This window comes from Fluoribacter gormanii, assembly GCF_900156395.1.
Taxonomy (GTDB): Bacteria; Pseudomonadota; Gammaproteobacteria; order Legionellales; family Legionellaceae; genus Legionella; species Legionella gormanii.
In genome coordinates, this window is record NZ_FTNL01000007.1 from 90,470 (window position 1) to 109,604 (window position 19,135).

Consider the following 19,135-nt stretch of genomic DNA (forward strand, 5'->3'; position numbering starts at 1 on the left):
AACAAGTAACGGACCCATGTGCAACATCGGTTACATGATCTTAAGGATGAGCATGAAATTTTTAAAAATTATTTTAGCATTCATTCTGACCCAACAATCTTATGCATCTGTAATGGGTATTGGAATTGGAGGCGGGGGAGCGCAGGGTGGAATTAGCTTTGACCCACTTTCTCCAGGCCATGTTTATATTGGCAGTGATATGGGGTTAGTCTACGAATCTTTTGATTTTGGTACTACCTGGAGTCCTATTAGTCGAAAAAAAATAGGCTTTTATGTCGATTTGGATCATCAAAGCCATATGGGGTTTGATAATTCAGGTGGATTATATTGGGCAGCAGGAGGATGTGATCCACAAATCAGTTTAGACAGAGGTAAAACATGGCAGCCCATAAAGACTCTTGCGGACATGCTACCTGAAAATTGTCTTGCTGAGAGTACAAGAATTAAATATTGGTTTTTCTCCAAGGATGACTTAAAAATGGTAGGTGTTGGAACTACGTCTGGCTTATTAATTAGTCGCGATCTTGGAAAAACCTGGACACGACTTTTTTCTAATCAGGACAGTTTAAGCTCCTTAATGGTTGATAAGAGCACACTTTATCATGCAACAAATGCTGGCATTTTTAAATTTAACCCACAAACAGCACAAGTGGCCCCCCTGTTAACTGAAGCATTGTCTGCGGCGGCGATGGGCAAGGATAGCAAAGGTTTAACTCTTGTTGGTGTAGAAAAAACTGACAATTCAAGAAAAAGAATGTTCATTAAACCAGCTAAAGAAGAGGTATTCTCTCAGCAAACACAACCTGTTGGAACATTTGTCCGCATGAGTCCAAATAATTCTTCTATTATTTACTTTACCGGAAATTCAAATATTGGCGAAGGCGCTGCTATTTGGATGACGGAAGATAGTGGTTCTCATTGGACACAGCGTTATACAGACGATTCAATAGCCTATCGTGAGGGTAAAATTAATCCTAATCCGGTAGGTCTCTATGTGGGCTTTTGGGATAGTGGGTATAATGATTTTCAAGTCGCGCCTAATGATCCAAATCTTATAGCCGGCAGCGGAAATTTCTTTTTTAAATTGTCCACAAATGCAGGGGAACAATGGAAATTTCCATATGCAAAATTAAGTCCAGCAACTGATAATGTGAGTAAAAGCAATTTTTGGGCTTCAACAGAGCTTAACCCCGTAAGTGCTTTTTTTATAAAACAAAATCCCTCAAATAACAATATGATTGTTGCAGGTTTAGCAGATATCGGTTGTGTTCTAAGTTTAGACCATGGCCTTACATGGCGTATGTGCAATATCCCTGACATGAACACGACATATGATGTCGTATTTAATCCGGGAAATCCCAATCAACTCTTTGCCGCTGCTTCATCCATGCATGATTTTCCAAATGATTGGTATGCAGATATTCATAATGATGTTCCTGGTGGTATTTTTGTCTCTGATGATGCTGGTGTTAATTGGCGACGAGTGTCACCTGATGAGAGCGAATATCAAAATCCCTATTTAGCATTAGCAATTGATTTCAAAAAGTCTCCTTGTCACATGTATGCAGGTACAAAGGGTAAAGGCATTATTGCTAGTTTTGACTGTGGTAGCAATTGGCAGAGGTTAAATAATGGGTTTGAACCTTTAGAAACTTCTGTTGACTCATCAGAACAAAAAGGATCTTTGATTTTCCCAAGTATTAAAATATCTCCAGTAACAGGTGATGTTTATGCGATTCATGCAGGTAATCGATTGTGGCAACATGCGGATAATCCTTTCATAAAATATACCGGAATTTATAAACTCAATAAAAATACGAATACTTGGAGACAATTGGGAAGACCTCCGAAGATACAAGGTCCAGGTCCTGTTTTAGGTAATTTATACTGGAAATATCCACTGGATTTTGCTGTTGATTGGAGCAATCCCAAGCAACTGTATTTAGTTGACATGGCAACGGCAGGTACTTGGAAAATTAACGGTCTTTGGTCAAGCTCTGACGAAGGAATAACATGGCAACAAGTCTTAAATTTTGATGGAGCGCGAAAGGTTTTAATTAAGAATCACGATGTTTTTGTTGTTGGCTGGGCTGATCCAGATGAGCCTTTTATGTATCATGCAGCCCAAGGTGGTCAGTTTGAGCCAGTAAATGTTGCGCTACCTTTACAGCGAGTGAATGATCTTCTAATTGATGAACAGGGTTTTATTTTTGCGACTTTTGGTGGGGGGCTATTTAGGCTGAACACAGTAACTGATTGAGAATACTGAAGCAAGTGTTCTGACGGCATACTCTATAGTCCCTTTTTATCTAACTTAGATATTACTTCGCATAATATTTGTGCATACTCATTGATCATAGACTCATTGTCTCCTTCAATCATAATCCGCAATATTTGCTCTGTACCTGAAGGTCTAAGTACTATGCGACCTTTACTTTTCAAAGCCTTTTCCAAATGTTCAACTGCTTGAATGACTTCGGGATGAGATACCAATAAGCTGGCGTTATGTGTTTTTAAATTGACTAAAGCTTGCGGTAACAAATGAAGGCTTTGCGTTAGCTCATACAATGATTTATTCTGCATAACCATAATCAAAAGAACTTGTAATGCAGTAATAATCCCATCTCCTGTCCTTGCTTTATCAGAACAAATAATATGACCAGAGGTTTCACCGCCGAGTGTCCAATTTTTCTTTCTTAGCATTTCCTGAACGTATCGATCTCCTACTTGAGAGCGAAGAAAAGGGATACCTAATGATTTAAGTGCTTGTTCAAGACTATAATTACTCATCAAAGTGCCTATCACTCCACCATTAAATACACCCCGTTGGTACCTGTCTTCAGCAATAATGTAAATAATCTGATCACCATTAACGAGATTGCCTCGGGAATCTACTAAAATAACCCTATCTCCATCACCATCCAGACCAATACCAACATCAGCACCCTCATCAAGCACTTTTTTTCTTAATAACTCAGGAGCTGTGGAACCGCAATTTTGATTGATATTAAAACCATCAGGTTTTACCCCTATGGAAATTACTTTCGCGCCTAATTCAGAAAATACGTTTGGTGCGATATGATACGTTGCGCCATTGGCACAATCCACGACTATTTTGAAATTGGTGAATCGAGACTTGAACGGAATTGTGGATTTACAAAATTCAATATAACGACCGGCCGCATCATGAATCCGTGTCGCTTTACCTAACTGAAATGAAGGTACGGTTTGCAATTTTTTCTCTAATTCAGCTTCTATTGCAAACTCCAGACTCTCAGGAAATTTGCTTCCCTCTGATGAAAAAAACTTAATTCCATTATCTTCAAATTGATTATGGGAAGCACTAATTACAATGCCTATATCTGCTCTAAGCGTCTGGGTAAAATAAGCAATTCCAGGGGTAGGCATAGGGCCTAATAAGGCTATATCAACCCCCGATGCGGATAATCCTGCTTGCAAAGCAGATTCCAACATATAGCCAGATATTCGGGTGTCTTTCCCAACAACGACTTTGCTCTTTGCTTTTTGGTTGAGCAAATTTCCTACTGCCCAGCCTAATTTTAAAACAAACTCAGGGTTGATATTTGATAGCCCAACGCGGCCACGTATCCCATCTGTTCCAAAATATTTTCGTTGACGCATCCTTTCCACCTTAGAATTTAATTTGAGCGCTGAGTCCCTTTGGGCAAATTTCTAAATTAAATATCGCTAGCATCTAGATGCATTATAGCTAAAAATAAAAGATATGGAGTCAATAATCCATCAAATCCAATGCTCCATTACTTAGAGTTATCCGACCAAATGGTTTATATGCGAGATTGCCGTTGATTTTTTTCCTAAATAATCCCGCTTGTTCGAACCTTCTGGTCGCAATGAGCTTACAGGTAAATTAGAGTAAATGTTCAAGTCCATAGATCAATGTAGATAATCCTGTAACTTTCTGACAGGACAAAATTATCCCCGGCATAAAAGAGCGACGGTCAATGCAGTCATCCGTAATGGTGAGTGTTTCACCCACACTGCCAAAAACGACTTGTTGACGAGCAATAACGCCAGGAAGCCGCAAGGAATGGATGTTGATATCACAATGTACTCCGCCACGAGCACCAGGAATTAATTCTTTGAGATTTAATTTGTTTTTAGGATTTTTCCGGGCTGAAGCAATCATTTCAGCAGTTTTTAAGGCCGTTCCTGATGGCGCATCCAGCTTTTGTTGATGATGTGCTTCAATAATTTCGACTTCAGGAAAATATTCAGCCGCTTTGGCGGCAAAGACCATCATCAAAACCGCACTTATAGAGAAATTAGGTACAATGATTCCCCCCAAACGATGGCTTTCACAAAGGGCGGTTAATTCCTTTATGTGGCCTGGAAGAAGTCCAGAGGTTCCAATAACTGGACGTGCCCCATGATTTATAATTGTGAGACTATTTTGATAAACACAATCTGCGCGAGTTAGATCAACAACAATTTGCGCCTTGGTATCTTTAATGGCTTGGGCCAAATCATCTTCTTTGCCAAGTTGGGCGACTAATTCAAATTCCTGGTGGTTATCAAGGGTCTCACAAGCCAAAGCGCCCATCTTACCTTTAGCCCCATTGACAATAACTCGAGTTAACATAGTTCTCCTTAGGATTTCAGTTTTGCTTTTCTTTTTTGGGAGGATATTGTGTTCGCAAAGCCCAAACGGTTGCAAATGGCCATCCAATTACCGTGGCTTGTAACGCCAAGGCGACAAAGGCACCCCCAGGATTATCATTCATAAGAAATATGACCCATGGAAAAAATAATGCAATAAATAACATAAATAATTTTTTTATGAAATCTGTCATATGTTGCTCCATCAGTTATATCAAAAGGGCATATTAATCAAGACACAAAGATAATATCGCATCGATATTTAAGAATTAAAGAGTACGATCTATAAAAAATCCTGTTATCATTATAGGACTATCATCACCTATTTTTCTACTTTGATTTCTTATTTTTATTTACTGTACTGAACATGGTTCAGAGTGCTTGCAAACAATCATCAAACATTGTACATTGTGCGCTCATTCTTAAGGCGAATGATTTCATTTTCCGGATATGACATTCAATATCTAACAAGGGTACACTAATGAGAAAACAGGAGCTGCACCCACGCACTGCCGTTATTAACAAAGCTCAAAAAATTAAGTCTAAAAAAGCACGCACAGACGCATTATTGTGGCTCGCTGCCCATTTCCCCGCAGCATTTGATAATTCATTACGAATCCGTCCATTAAAAGTGGGGATTATGGATGATATCTTGCAGCATGCTGATGAGGCTGAAGCAGCGGGGATTTCCAAAAGTAAATTAAGAGAAGCAGTAGTTTTATTTACGCGTCGACTTGATTATTTGGCATGCCTGAAACTACGAGAAATGCGTGTTGACTTACATGGTAATGACGTCGCCGAGGTGACCGAAGAAGAAGCGGAGCATGCAGCAACCAAAATTAGAAAGCGTGTTGAAAAAAGTGTAAGAAACGCTCGAAAAACTCAGGTAGAAAAGACGACACATCAAACATCTTCGGCTCAGCAAAGTTCAGCTTTTCAATCGCAGATAACCGGTCAATCCTCTACGCCTACAGAGGCTCACTTTCCAACCTACCCAGTACGCTCTTCAACGTATAACACCTTAAATACTCCAGCACAACCAGTTAGGACAACAGCTGTAGTCGTAAAAAATAAAACGACCAGGCAATATGATCCGGATGCTGTGGCTCGTTTGAAAGAGAAATTGGGATTATCTCGAAGTGAGAAAAAAGAAATCATCGAGTAGTTCATTTTTTTACTTTGAACAACGTAGCCTGGGTGCAGCGTAGCGAAACCCGGGTTATTCTGTAAATCCTCCCCGAACGCTATTTCGTTATACCCAAGTTCAATAAATTCTTCCCCGAATAATACAATCAGCATTCATTATTCGTGATTCATATTAAGTAAATAAAAGAATGAAATAACTATTTGAATATTAATTATTATTGGATAATATCAACTGAACTGAAAACGACATTCCATTTTTAATTTTTTTAATGGGGGAGTTGTGTTTAAAAAAAGAGAAGAACAAAAAATTGCTACAAATAAAGGAAGCTTTTCTCAAGTTCCTAATGAAGTCATGTATCTGGTGATGTTTTTCCTTGACGTGAAGTCGTTAAGTCATTTAGCTATGACCAATTCAACCTTCAACGAACTGGTTTCTAATTATCCAACGCAAATTTATGTCAAAATATGTAATAAAGAATATAAAGGAACCTATTCACAAATACATACTCAATTTATTGAGTACCTACGAATCCAGCAGGCTGAAATTGTTCGCCAAAAGCGGAGCGAAGAAGAAACAGCGATTGAAAAGCTTAAAAACTCTGTTAAAGCCAAAAAATATAACATAAGTCAAACGTGGGATGTTCCCCTTAAAAAGTCATGCATCACCCAGGAAGAAAAAGCTGCAGTAGGATGCTGTTGTACTTTGGGTTTAATCGGTGGCATTTTAGTTTCCTGTTTCACTCCCATGCCTTGGTTCTTAACTACTAGTTTAGGTATGGGGGCAGGAGGAGCAATGCCTTTGGTTGTTTCGCGAACGATCCGGTGTTGTTGTGGAAAATGCTTGCAGTGTAAGGAACATCAGCTCGCCACCAAAGAGGAAAATCTGCATAAAAATTATCCTTCTTCCCCAAGTATGAAAATGTGAAATGAGGCATTAGTGCTGATAACTGTAATTTGAGGCTTATATTCAGATCTTAACTTAGTATTTTTAAAGTAAAAATCTTTGATCTTTGCTCACCTCACCTGACCTTTTACAATTGAGCGGGTGATGGGAATCGAACCCACGCCATCAGCTTGGGAAGCTGAGGTTCTACCATTGAACTACACCCGCAAAAGAAAGGAGTCTTCTACTTTTGCTTTTACCAGAACGTATATCCTATAAGCGGCGTTTAAACCCGGATAATTTCCATACTGTTTGTACCACCTGCTGTACCTATCTTGCGACCACGTGTTAATAAAACAAAGTTTTGCGGCTCAAGATGGCCCGATTTTACTAATTCTTCAAGAACTTGCTGATTCAAGGTTTCAGCGGCAAATTGATGATAATTCATGAACACCGGAAAAACATTATGGGCAAGGCACAAGCGACCTATGGTTCGCTTATTGGCCGATACAGCGATAATAGGAACTTTACTTTGTTGTCTGGATATCCATAATGCGGTATCCCCTGACTCGGTCAACGTGATAATTGCCTGGATGGGGAAATGATTGGCTGCATGCATTGTTGCCATGGCAATCGCCTGATCCGCGCGTTGATAATGGCAGGTTTCATCATTACTATCATAATAAAAACTGGCATGTTTTTCGGTGCTTAAGCAGATCTTGTTAACCATAGTCAACACTTTTACTGGAAATTGGCCACTCGCTGTTTCTGCAGATAACATCACAGCATCTGTCCCATCTAATATAGCATTGGCCACGTCAGAGACTTCTGCGCGTGTAGGTTGTGGATTGCTAATCATTGATTCCATCATTTGCGTAGCTGTTATCACTACCTTGTCTAATCGACGGGCTTCGCCAATAATGTGTTTTTGGATTGCAGGTACTTCTGCTGCGCCTATTTCAACACCTAAATCGCCGCGGGCAACCATAATTGCATCAGCTTCTTGAACAATTTCAGTTAAATATTGCAATGCTTCTGTTCGTTCAATTTTGGCAATTACAGGAATTTTTTTGCCAAATTCATTCATGAGCTCACGGGCATGACGAATGTCGTCCGCATCTTTTACGAAAGACAAACTGATGTAATCTACTTCAGCTTCAATTGCTGTGCGTAAATCACGCTTGTCTTTATCCGTCATGGTTCTGGCGGCTAACCCACCTCCTTTTCTGTTTAATCCTTTAAGATCACTCAAGACACCGCCTTCAATCACAGTGCAGTGAATTTGGGATCCAGAAATACTCGTAACCTCCAGCTCAACCAAACCATCATTAAGCAGTAAATGATCTTCTGGAGTCAGTTCACGGGAAAGATTGGGGTATGCGACTGAAACTTCGTGATTATCACCTAACAATTCTGGGGCATCACAATCTAAAGTGAAGGCTTGGCCTTCAACCAACGTGATTGATTTATCTTTAAAACGGCCAATCCGAATTTTAGGCCCTTGTAAATCCGCCATTACTGCCAATGGACGATTTAATTCTTCAGCAATTTCTCGAACTAAGGCAATGAGCTGCAATGCCGATGCATCAGCATGAGAAAAATTGATGCGTACCACGTCAACACCTGCTGTTAACATGGCGCGAAGTGTTGTCGGATTATTACTGGCCGGTCCTAATGTTGCAACGATTTTAGTTTGTCTTAACATCTTTTGCACGCTCCTGCAAAATGGCAACAGCTGGCAGGGTTTTTCCTTCTAAACACTCAAGAAATGCCCCACCGCCTGTGGAAACATAAGAAATTTGCTGATTCAGATCATAGAGATCAATCGCGGCAAGGGTATCACCACCACCAGCAATTGAAAAGGCATCGCTTTCAGCAATAGCAATCGCTAACGCCCGTGTTCCATAGGCAAATTGTGCAAATTCGAAAACCCCAACCGGGCCATTCCAAATGATGGTTTTAGCCTCATTAATAATATCTACATACTCACTAACCGTCATGGGACCAATATCAAGGATCATGTCATCAGTGGCAACATTTTGTAAGGACTTATTATAGGCAGGGCACTGTTCGCTAAACGATTTACCCACTACAACATCAGTTGGTAAGGGAATACGACACCCTTTTTCTTCAGCGATTTGGAGAATTTCTCGTGCTTCATCCAGTAAAGCTTCTTCATAAAGAGAAACGCCAATTTCAAATCCCTGGGCTTTGAGGAATGTATTTGCAATACCGCCCCCAGGGATTAAATAATCAACAAGGGTGACTAATTGGCGTAACAAACTGAGCTTTGTTGAAACTTTGGCGCCACCAACAATTGCGACAATCGGTTTTTCTGGTGCGGCGAGCGCTTTTTCTAAAGCATTAAGTTCACGAACTAATAAGGGGCCCGCAACGGCAATCGGTGCAAATTGTGCGACACCGTATGTAGAAGCCTGGGCTCGATGCGCTGTACCAAAAGCATCCATAACAAAGACATCACAGAGATTGGCAAGTTTTTTGGCCAGCTGTTCTTCATTGTTCTTTTCACCGACATTAAAGCGTACGTTTTCGCAAACGACTAACTCTCCTGGTTTCACATCCACACCATTGAGGTAATCGCTTACAAAATGTACAGGATAGTCCAGATTGTTTTGCAAGTATTCTGCAATGGGTTCCATAGAAAAGCGTCGTTCAAATTTTCCTTCTTCAGGACGGCCTAAATGAGATAAAACCATCACTGCAGCGCCAGCATCCAAGGCAGCTTTTAATGTGGGTAATGCTGCTTGCAATCGTTGATCACTGGTAATAATTCCCTCTTTGATTGGAACATTCAGATCTTCACGAATTAGTACCCGTTTCCCAGACAGGTCTACATCGCTCATTTGTATCAGACTCATCAGTATCTCCATGCTGGGGTTTTAGCAACTCATCATTTGTTGTGCTGTATCAAGCATACGATTAGAAAAACCCCACTCATTATCATACCAGGCTACGATTTTCACTAGATTTCCAAATACCTTGGTTTGAGTGGTATCAAAAATGGACGATGCAGGATTATGGTTAAAATCACATGATACTAAAGGATCATCATTGATTTGCAAGATGCGGCTTTTAGCCTGGCGTACGATGTCATTGACTTCTTTTACCGTGGTTTCACGCTTTGCTGTAAAGGTCAAATCGATAACGGAAACGTTAAGAACCGGAACACGCATCGCAAAGCCATCAAGTTTTCCTGCTAACTCAGGTAATACTAATCCTACTGCTGCTGCTGCGCCTGTTTTTGTTGGAATAATGGAGTGAGCTGCAGCACGAGCGCGGCGCAAATCCTCGTGACTTCCATCCAAAAGCATTTGGTCATTAGTATAGGCATGCACTGTATTCAATAAACCGTGTTCAATGCCTAAAGCATCATTTAAAGGCTTCACAACGGGTGCCAGGCAATTTGTGGTGCAAGAAGCATTGGAAACGATAAGATCGGAAGCTTTGAGCGTGTGGTGGTTTACTCCATAAACAATGGTTGCATCCACATTTTTTCCTGGAGCGGAAATCAATACTTTTTTCGCACCAGCAGTAATATGCTGCATTGCTTTTTCTCGTTCAGTAAAGAAGCCGGTGCACTCTAGAACCAAATCAATGTTTAGCTCTTTCCAAGGCAAGTTTAGAGGGTTACGCTCAGCGATGATTTTGATTGCATGGCCATCAATTACTAACATGTCGCCTTCAACGCTCACATCGGATGCGAAACGGCCATGTGTTGTGTCATAACGGGTCAGATGGGCTGTAGTTTCAATTGCAGATAAATCATTGATTGCAACGATTTCAAGTTCATTTTGTTTTTTGGATTCAAAAATTGCTCTTAAGACACAACGGCCAATGCGGCCATAGCCATTAATTGCGACACGTATTGTCATATTACTTCTCCAATTTTAATAATGAGTTTCTTATCTCAAGTCAAGCGTCTCATGGCAGTGAAGTTTTACTTCATCCACCCTACATTTATTTTTTGTTTACTAATGTATCCAATGTCTTAATTATTCGCTCCACAGTAATATCAAAGTATTGGTATGCCTGATTTGCTGGAGCCGATACACCAAAACTATCCAGGCCAATTACGGCACCTTGTAAGCCAACGAATTGATACCAATAAGCTGAGCTTGCGGCTTCAATTGCTATACGAGTGTGAATATTTTCGGGCAATACCTGATTTTTATAATTTTGGTCTTGCTCCAGGAATCGTTCTGCACAAGGCATTGAAACCACTCTCACCTTAAGTCCTCGTGATTTCACTTGCTCTGCTGCCGCGATTGCCAACTGCACTTCCGAGCCTGTTGCAATTAAGATAGCATCAGGTGTGCCATCACAATCGATAATGATATAACCTCCTTTTTTAATTAACGCTGCCGCGGTTGCACCATGGGGCAATGCAGGTAAATTTTGTCTTGAAAGCAGTAAGGATGTTGGCCCATTATGATGCTCCAAAGCGAGCTTCCATGCAACGGCTGTTTCCATTAAATCTGCAGGACGCCACACACTCATACCTGGGGTCATACGCAACATGGATGCATGTTCTACAGGTTGATGTGTTGGGCCGTCTTCGCCTAAACCAATTGAGTCATGAGTAAAGACATAAATAACGCGTTGTTTCATTAACGCACTTAAACGTATTGCATTGCGTGCATAATCTGCAAAAACCAGGAATGTGCCACCGTAAGGAATAAATCCTCCATGGACTGCCACGCCATTCATGATTGCAGCCATACCAAATTCCCGCACCCCATAGCACAGATAGTTACCCGAATAGTCCTCACCGGTGATGGCTTTGCTTCCTGACCAATCCGTATTATTGGAACCAGTTAAATCGGCTGAGCCACCAAGCATTTCCGGCAGTATACGAGCAAAATGTTCAATACATTGCTGTGACGATTTACGGGTCGCGATTGCTTTGTCATTGCTAAGACATTGATCAAAAAACGCATTGCTGTGGTCTTGCCAATCATCAGGGAGATCGCCATTAATGCGGCGCAAAAATTCATAATGTTCTTGGGGATATTGTTGTTGATATTGGTTTAAAAGAGCGAGCCATTGCTGTTCCTCTTTTTCCCCTTGTTCTTTGTGACTCCATTGCTGATAAATTGCATCAGGTATAACAAAAGGCTCATGCTTCCAGTTAAAAAATTCGCGCACATTGGCAACGTCTTTTGCACCTAAGGCAGAACCATGGGCTTTTTCACTGCCTGCTACGGAAGAGCCAAGTCCTATTATTGTTTTGCAGATAATCAGTGTGGGTTGGGTGGTATTGGCTTGTGCCTGGAGAATGGCTTGCTCAATCGCCTCCATATCATGGCCATCTACTGCTTCGATGACTTGCCAACGATATGCTTTAAAACGTTGGGCTGTATCATCAGTAAACCAAGACTCAACGTTACCATCAATTGAAATCCCATTGTCATCATAAAAAACAATCAGTTTTCCTAACTCTAAAGTGCCGGCGAGGGAACAGGCTTCGTGTGAAATGCCTTCCATGAGACATCCATCACCAGTAAAGGTATATGTATAGTGATCTACAAGATTAAAACCATCACGGTTAAAGTGCGTTGCCAGAACGCGCTCTGCTAAAGCCATACCTACTGCGTTTGCCAAGCCTTGCCCTAGAGGACCAGTAGTTGTCTCTACTCCAGGGGTATGACCAAGCTCTGGGTGTCCGGGAGTTTTGGAATTTAATTGACGAAAATGCTTCAAATCGTCGATGGAGAGTTTATATCCACTCAGATGCAATAATGAATAAAGCAACATGGAACCATGTCCATTAGATAGTACAAACCGATCGCGATTAAACCAATGAGGATTTTGCGGATTATGTTTTAAAAATTTGTTCCATAACACGGTGGCAATATCAGCCATGCCTAAAGGCATTCCTGGATGTCCTGATTTGGCTTGTTCTACTGCGTCTACACTTAAAATGCGAATGGCATTAGCTAATTCTTTGGAAAGATTCATGGGTTCTCTTGTACGCTTAATTAGGTGAGATATTGTCGCTCAGAAGACATGAATCAGCAAGAAAATAAGTGCATTTTTGATCATTTTTCTGCAAAAAGACTTAATTTTGCCCTGATCTTTTGTTTTTTGAGCAAGCTAAAACGACAAATTAACTTACCTATAGTATAGATCGAATAAGCCTAATAAAGGGGCTTCCTTGGCGAAGAAAGAGTATGTATATTGTTATTGATAAATACGCATGCATAGTAACAATAAATAGTTAAAATAGTTCATAAATTTTCTTTTTGTGTGATTTTATATATAATTAGGCCTATTTTTTTACTTTCAAAGTTATTTATAGACAATAAGCAAATGATCAATATAGAATTGTTTATTTGATATCCCGAAATTCCAAATTCATTTTAGGACATCATGACCCCATTAATTCGACATTTACAAGAAACGTTCCCTGAATTATCTATCCCTCTGTCCGGGCAAATTGCTATGAACTGGACATTCAAAAAAGATCTTAAGAAGCTAGGTCCTGATTTTTATCGCAAGATTATCCCTCTTCATTTGGTTATGAACCTTGAATATAGTCTTTTAGGGCAACAACTAAGGGCTAAATTCCTGTCCAAGCAGGCAATCGATCAAGAAGAACTCAAAGAGCAGCTTTTTGCGGCATTGATAATGGCTGAGCTTTTAGAGGAGATTTATGAGCACTACTTGATCATACCAAGAGAAGTGACGCGTTTAGGTCAGCAACAAAATTTATATCGTGAATTGTTAGAATTAATAGGAGCACCGCCACAACGGCAGAAAAAAGTAGAAGACAGCACTTCGTTTACCCAACAAATACGTAATACAACGCTCGAGATTAATTTATATCGTTTGTTATTAATTCGCTCCAAACGGGCATTGGATCTGTTGGCTCTTCTTAATACAAGCTCGGAATCATATCGACATTTTGTCAGAATAATGGGCAAGCTTATGGATCCTATTTTGACACATCTATCATGGTTTTTTTGGTTACCCCGTTTGTTAGTGAATCTTTTTGTAGTAACAAAGCATACGCTGCCTGGATGGTGGATGGAGAATGAGGAATACTCTTTGGGCTGGTCTGTGCGTCTTAGCGCCCAAATAAAGCGGCGTTGGTTTGAATTAGGTAATGACATTGCCTGGGTTGGAGCAGGATTGGTTAATTGTTTTATCTTAACTGGTGCATTGGCCCCATGGGCAATTTATGTGTCGCTCGCTGTTTTTGCGTTTGACGTCATCATGGCGATGACGAGGGCTTATATTGAATTGAGTCGTTTAAATGAATTGCGAACACACTATTCCGCAATGCTAAATAACCCAAGTAATGCGAGAGAGTATAGAGAAATAAAGGAGCATATTAAGGCAATAGATAACCAAATTGCTTTTGAGCGATTTCGACTTGGCTCCCATGTAACAACTACGACGCTTATTTTTCTGGCAATGTGTTGTGCTCTTCCTATGTTTGCAGCGAATCCAATTATTCCGTTCATTGCCGCAATGTGTTTGGTTACGATTTGTCTAGTTAACTTTGCCTTAACAGAACAGCTTAACCAATATCGACCTAAAGATACAATCGATCGTTCAGTTGCCTTGGCAAAATTGGGATTCTTTAGCAAAAAGGAACAGCCAACGGTTGATTTGGATTTAGAGCATGGTGAAGAAGATGATTTATCATTCAATAATTCACTGTGTTATGTCTAAACAAAGCCTGAGTGAAAAGGCGTAAGCCGTAACCAGATAAATCAGAGAAAAGCCTCAATTTTCACTGCCCCTCAACCAGAGTATATGAATGATTTGATTGAAGTATAGAGGCTTTATTAATTGAATGTTATGCTTTATGTCTTGTATCTATTTTCAAAGGTAAAGCATGTCAGCATCAGTCGGATTACCCCAATTTAGTCATATAGATGTTAATCATTTTCAAGCTCATCTTGATGCCATATTAAAAAAGCATTTAGATGAAGTTGATCGTTTACTTAAAGAAAATCCTCATTATACGTGGGATAATTTAATGTATCCTCTAGAGGATATGGCAGATGAGCTGGAGCGTTTTTGGTCGCCAATGTCTCATTTACATGGAGTAATGGATTCTCCGGAGTTACGCAAATGCTATGATGCGTGCTTGCCGCTTCTTTCAGCATATGAATCTGCAATGGGCCATAATCATGAGCTGTATGAGGCCATTAAATCAATTGATAAGCACTCGTTGAATCCGGTACAACAAAAGTTGATCGCCGACAGTTTGCGTGATTTTGAATTATCAGGAGTTGCCCTGGATAAAGAACGTAAAAAACGATTTGAAGCAATTCAGACACGCCTGGATGAGTTAACCAATCAATTTGAACATAATATTCTGGACGCTACCCAAGCATTTACTTTGCACATTAACGATTCAACGCGGTTGAGAGGATTACCCGCGCACGCTTTAAATACAGCGAAAGAAGTCGCGGCCGAAAAAGGCCTTGAAGGACATGTGCTTACCCTTGAGTATCCTTGTTATCAAGCAGTAATGACCTATGCCGAAGATCGAGCATTACGCGAAGAGATGTACCAAGCCTATATTACCCGAGCCTCAGATCAAGGCCCAAATGCAGGAGCCTACGACAATACCCCGTTGATGAAGGAAATTTTAGCGTTACGTCATGAAAAAGCGGAGCTTTTAGGTTTTAACAACTATGCAGAATTGTCGATTGCGACCAAAATGGCAGAATCCACCAGCCAAGTTAGAGAGTTTATGAATGATTTGGTTAAGCGCATCCACACACAAGCAACAACGGAGTTCAAGCAACTGGAGCAATTTGCTGCGGAAGAATTTCAGATTAATCCCGTCAAACCGTGGGACGTCGGGTATTTGTCTGAAAAGCGAAGACAAGCTTTATTCACTTTGTCACAAGAAGATCTACGTCCTTATTTTCCGCAACCCAAGGTAATGCAGGGTTTATTCGATTTGGTTAAAAAACTTTATGGAATGTCCATTGAAGAAGTAAAAGGGGTTGATATTTGGCATAAGGATGTCCAATGTTTTTGTGTGGTCGACGAGCACAATACGGTTCGTGGTTACGTGTATACTGATTTATTTGCCAGACCCAACAAACACAGTGGTGCATGGATGGATTCGTTGCAAAGCCGCAGAAAATTGGAAGAAGGTAGGGTACAGTTACCTATTGCAACCTTGACCTGTAATTTTGCCAAAGCATCTGCCAATAAACCCGCGATGTTATCGCATGAAGAAGTAGTCACTTTATTCCACGAATTTGGTCATTGCCTGCATCACATTTTAACCCAGGTTGATTATCTGGGAGCTTCAGGCATTAACGGAGTAGAATGGGATGCTGTGGAGTTACCCAGTCAATTTTTTGAAAATTGGTGTTGGGAGAAAAGTGGTTTGGATGTTTTGACTGCGCATGTGGACAGCGGCGAACCGATTCCAGAGTCACTTTTTGAACGTTTGATCGCCGCAAAAAATTTCCAATCAGCAATGGCGATGTTACGACAAATGGAGTTTTCAATATTCGATTTCCGTATTCATCAAGAGTATACGCCAAATCAGGACGCTTTGGTTGAGAATATCCTAGCTGACGTACGCTCTAAAACAAGTGTTGTTCCTGTGGTTCCTTACAATCGTTTTCCACAGAGTTTTAGTCATATATTTGCAGGTGGATATGCTGCAGGGTACTACAGTTACAGTTGGGCAGAGGTCTTATCGAGTGATGCTTTTTCTCGTTTTGAAGAAGAGGGCGTTTTAAATCCCCAAACAGGACATGATTTCCTGCATCACATTTTGGAAGCAGGCAGCTCGAAGAAAGCCGCTGAGGCCTATAAAGAGTTCCGAGGCCGCCCGGCAACTGTTGATGCCTTGTTACGCCACAATGGGATTCAAGGCTAAAGCAATCCTGGGTGAGGGCAAAGCCCTAACCCAGGAAATTACTTCCCGAATTTTCAAAAGAAAACTGCTAATCTATACGCATTTTATGTTATACTTAAAGTGTACAAAGGGGGCGACCTGGCTTCGACGTGGGTTGCAAAACCAGAGGTGCATGCCGAGAATGAGAACTCTCGTAAATCAGACTCAACTAAATATAAATGCAAACGATGAAAACTTTGCTGGTGGAGAAGCTATCGCTGCCTAATAAGCACTTTAGTTAAACCATCACTGTGTACTGGCCAATAAACCCAGTATCCCGTTCGACCGAGCCCGCTTATCGGTATCGAATCAACGGTCATAAGAGATAAGCTAGTGTCTTAATCCATCCCGTATTAAGATGCGAAATTCAGGGAATCGCTGTGTAGTATCCTGCCCGTCGGAGAATGCACAGTTAAATTAAAAGACACGGCTACGCATGTAGAGCTGAAGGCAGAGGATTTGCGGACGCGGGTTCGATTCCCGCCGCCTCCACCAACTTATTGATTTATAAAGAATTTTTTATTAACTTGTTCCCGCTGGTTATTTCTTCTTTTAATAAATATTAATAAGTAACTATCTAATTATATTTGAAATCTGATTTTTTAATCATCTATTCACCTCCTGATAGTATATTTTGAAAGTCCCCAATTTATGCCCAAAAAATGAAATTTAAATAGCTCGACTATAGTTAATTGTATATTGCTAATCATTTATACAGATATACAGATTTTTATTTTAGAGGGATTAGATTATTCATATAATTGTTAGTTTTCTTTTCAATATTCGCAAAATGATGATTTCTAGGAAGCTAAATTCAACAAGAGACAATTAAGATGAACTCATTTTAATAAATATTTTGATCAGAGCTCCTTTATGTTGTATTCCAACATGGAAAATGCAAGCTTTTTAAAATATGTGATTGTTAAATTTCAAAATGCCTGTAATCTTGGCATTAAGTCACAGGAATCGTCATTGCAGAGAGACAACATGCTGGAACATTATGATAAAACAATTGCAATTCTACCTTATGACCTTATTTTAGGGATTTTTTCGGATCCTTGTCTTGGAATCAGAGAACACCTAATCATAAGTCTTGTCTGCAATTTATGGGCTAGACTCTCTTCACACAATACTGTCTGGCAAGCATTATTTTTAAGAAAATTTTCATGGTCTCCTGCTCTTTTTTATACCCATGCTTCCATCAGGGAAAGTTACAAGCAGCAGCTGTCCCTAAACGTCAATTTTGAAGAAAAATGCAAGCCGAATCATCAATGCTCCATGGAGCCTGGATTAATAGCGGCAATTCGGGAAAGTAATCTGGCACGGATTGAAGCCTTGCTGCACTCTGGTCATGGAATATTCGTCAGCTCCCAGCAAAATGTAGGTGGATTTTTCGATGAATACCTGCAAGTGTTATCTGAATCTACAAATCTACCCCCCGTTCTGTTAAAAAAAATTTTTGAAAATGGAATTGTCGATGAAAACATGGAGCGTTATGGAATAAATGGATTTCATATTCTTTGTTTAAAAGGAAATCAGGCATTGCTGGATAAAATATTTACATTGCTTGGCGATGACTTGTTAGAGATAAGTCGTTATGCTGACAGCGATGGTGTTGATTTATTTTCCCATTTATTAAACTATCCATTTTATGAAGACAATCCAGTTGCTTACGCCGATGTTCAAATCGGTGAAGAAACTAATCGTCTGGGTCTTATACTGGAGACATTTTATAATGTACTTGGTAAAACAAGAATGCGCAGTTTGTTAATCACTCCATTTTTCGAATCAGGGCATGAAAGTTTCATCCATGTATTAGCAAATTACATCAGTTATCCCAAGGGCAACCAACATTTCTTTAAGGCATTTTCCTACCTAGAGAGAGAAGATTATTGGATATTATTAGCAGAAGGTTCTAACTATTTTGATATCCCTCTATTCAAACTTATCCACTGTCCCCAATCTTTCAAACGATTAGTACGGAGCTTGGAAGATGATGCACCAAGATTCCTCATGCATAAGAATTGTCATGGATATAGTTTTCTATATTTTCTCCTATGTAACGGCAAATTTTCCTCTATCCCTTTGCTTGAAGAAGTAATGGGACTGGATTTTATTGATTTTCTGGTTATGAAAGACAGCAATGAAAATATGTTAAAAAAAATTCTTGGTACTAGAGTGACCAAGGTTAAGGATATGATTATTCAGGTTCTGAAGTTAATGAAAGATTACGACTGCACGGACATTATTCAGGAGCTCCATGGAAGTCCTGAATTTTTCGATATTGTAAATAAAAATTGTCTTTTAGATGCGAATGAAATTTCAGATATTTTCATTGAATACCTTGATGAGGAAACTTATTCATGTACATTGCTCTAATTTCTCCATCAAATCACTGCATTGGAGCTGAATAGGAGGAAGAAATTCTGTCTGGTCTAGGTAAAAAATTATAGTTGCAAAAAACCTATGCCAGGTTTTGGCTGATGGCAATTAAATTGGATCCCTGGATGTATTATATTTGCAGCTAATTTAGGTCAATTTTGTGTTCTGTTTGCGAGCCCTTAACG

13 protein-coding genes, 1 tRNA gene and 1 other RNA gene are annotated in these 19,135 nt (G+C 40.0%); 7 read left to right on the forward strand and 8 right to left on the reverse strand.

The features are described 5' to 3' along the window. Positions 1-52: 52 nt before the first annotated feature. Positions 53-2,260, forward strand: a complete 2,208-nt coding sequence (locus BW930_RS06230; protein WP_058467349.1) for a beta propeller repeat protein — start codon at positions 53-55, stop codon at positions 2,258-2,260. 32 nt (positions 2,261-2,292) lie between these two features. Here BW930_RS06230 and glmM read toward each other — a convergent pair whose 3' ends face one another. The 3 genes from glmM to BW930_RS06245 all read right to left on the reverse strand — a co-directional run bounded on the left by glmM (position 2,293) and on the right by BW930_RS06245 (position 4,832). Beyond that, positions 2,293-3,642, reverse strand: a complete 1,350-nt coding sequence (gene glmM, locus BW930_RS06235; protein WP_058467350.1) for a phosphoglucosamine mutase — start codon at positions 3,640-3,642, stop codon at positions 2,293-2,295. 247 nt (positions 3,643-3,889) lie between these two features. Then, positions 3,890-4,621, reverse strand: coding sequence for a 4-hydroxy-tetrahydrodipicolinate reductase (gene dapB / locus BW930_RS06240; RefSeq protein WP_058467351.1), 732 nt, complete (start codon positions 4,619-4,621; stop codon positions 3,890-3,892). 16 nt (positions 4,622-4,637) lie between these two features. After that, positions 4,638-4,832: a hypothetical protein gene (locus BW930_RS06245; protein WP_058467352.1), complete on the reverse strand. Its 195-nt coding sequence runs from the start codon at positions 4,830-4,832 to the stop codon at positions 4,638-4,640. A 287-nt stretch (positions 4,833-5,119) separates the two neighbouring features. Between BW930_RS06245 and BW930_RS06250 the strand changes: the two genes are divergently transcribed. Both BW930_RS06250 and BW930_RS06255 read left to right on the forward strand, forming a co-directional pair. Further along, positions 5,120-5,803: a ProQ/FinO family protein gene (locus BW930_RS06250; protein ID WP_058467353.1), complete on the forward strand. Its 684-nt coding sequence runs from the start codon at positions 5,120-5,122 to the stop codon at positions 5,801-5,803. A gap of 261 nt (positions 5,804-6,064) precedes the next feature. Next, entirely contained in the window at positions 6,065-6,709 is a 645-nt protein-coding gene (locus BW930_RS06255; RefSeq protein WP_058467354.1) for an F-box protein, read from the forward strand. A gap of 115 nt (positions 6,710-6,824) precedes the next feature. Here the strand turns inward: BW930_RS06255 and BW930_RS06260 are convergent. The 5 genes from BW930_RS06260 to tkt form a co-directional block, all read right to left on the reverse strand. Further along, positions 6,825-6,895 (reverse strand) — tRNA-Gly (locus tag BW930_RS06260). Positions 6,896-6,953: 58 nt separating this feature from the next. Further along, complete coding sequence (gene pyk / locus BW930_RS06265) at positions 6,954-8,372, reverse strand: pyruvate kinase (protein WP_058467355.1); 1,419 nt, start codon at positions 8,370-8,372, stop codon at positions 6,954-6,956. After that, positions 8,356-9,546, reverse strand: coding sequence for a phosphoglycerate kinase (locus BW930_RS06270; protein ID WP_058467356.1), 1,191 nt, complete (start codon positions 9,544-9,546; stop codon positions 8,356-8,358). Before BW930_RS06270 ends, pyk begins: the two co-directional genes overlap by 17 nt. 21 nt (positions 9,547-9,567) lie before the next feature. Further along, positions 9,568-10,560 carry a type I glyceraldehyde-3-phosphate dehydrogenase gene (gap, locus tag BW930_RS06275; RefSeq protein ID WP_058467357.1) on the reverse strand — a complete coding sequence of 331 codons (993 nt, stop codon included), beginning with the start codon at positions 10,558-10,560 and terminating at the stop codon, positions 9,568-9,570. A gap of 85 nt (positions 10,561-10,645) precedes the next feature. Further along, the gene (gene tkt / locus BW930_RS06280) at positions 10,646-12,646 is read right to left on the reverse strand and encodes a transketolase (RefSeq protein ID WP_058467358.1); all 2,001 of its coding nucleotides are present in this window, start codon (positions 12,644-12,646) and stop codon (positions 10,646-10,648) included. 411 nt (positions 12,647-13,057) lie between these two features. On the opposite strand from tkt, the gene BW930_RS06285 reads away from it, so the two are divergent. The 4 genes from BW930_RS06285 (at position 13,058) to BW930_RS06300 (ending at position 18,947) form a co-directional block, all read left to right on the forward strand. Beyond that, on the forward strand, positions 13,058-14,365 hold the full coding sequence (locus BW930_RS06285; protein ID WP_058467359.1) for a hypothetical protein: 1,308 nt from the start codon (positions 13,058-13,060) through the stop codon (positions 14,363-14,365). Between the two features lie 166 nt (positions 14,366-14,531). Beyond that, positions 14,532-16,550 (forward strand): M3 family metallopeptidase, encoded by a 2,019-nt coding sequence (locus tag BW930_RS06290; RefSeq protein ID WP_058467360.1) that lies wholly within the window; start codon positions 14,532-14,534, stop codon positions 16,548-16,550. Between the two features lie 108 nt (positions 16,551-16,658). Next, positions 16,659-17,063: a transfer-messenger RNA gene (gene ssrA / locus BW930_RS06295) on the forward strand. A 378-nt stretch (positions 17,064-17,441) separates the two neighbouring features. Beyond that, entirely contained in the window at positions 17,442-18,947 is a 1,506-nt protein-coding gene (locus tag BW930_RS06300; RefSeq protein ID WP_058467362.1) for an F-box-like domain-containing protein, read from the forward strand. Positions 18,948-19,135: the final 188 nt, after the last annotated feature.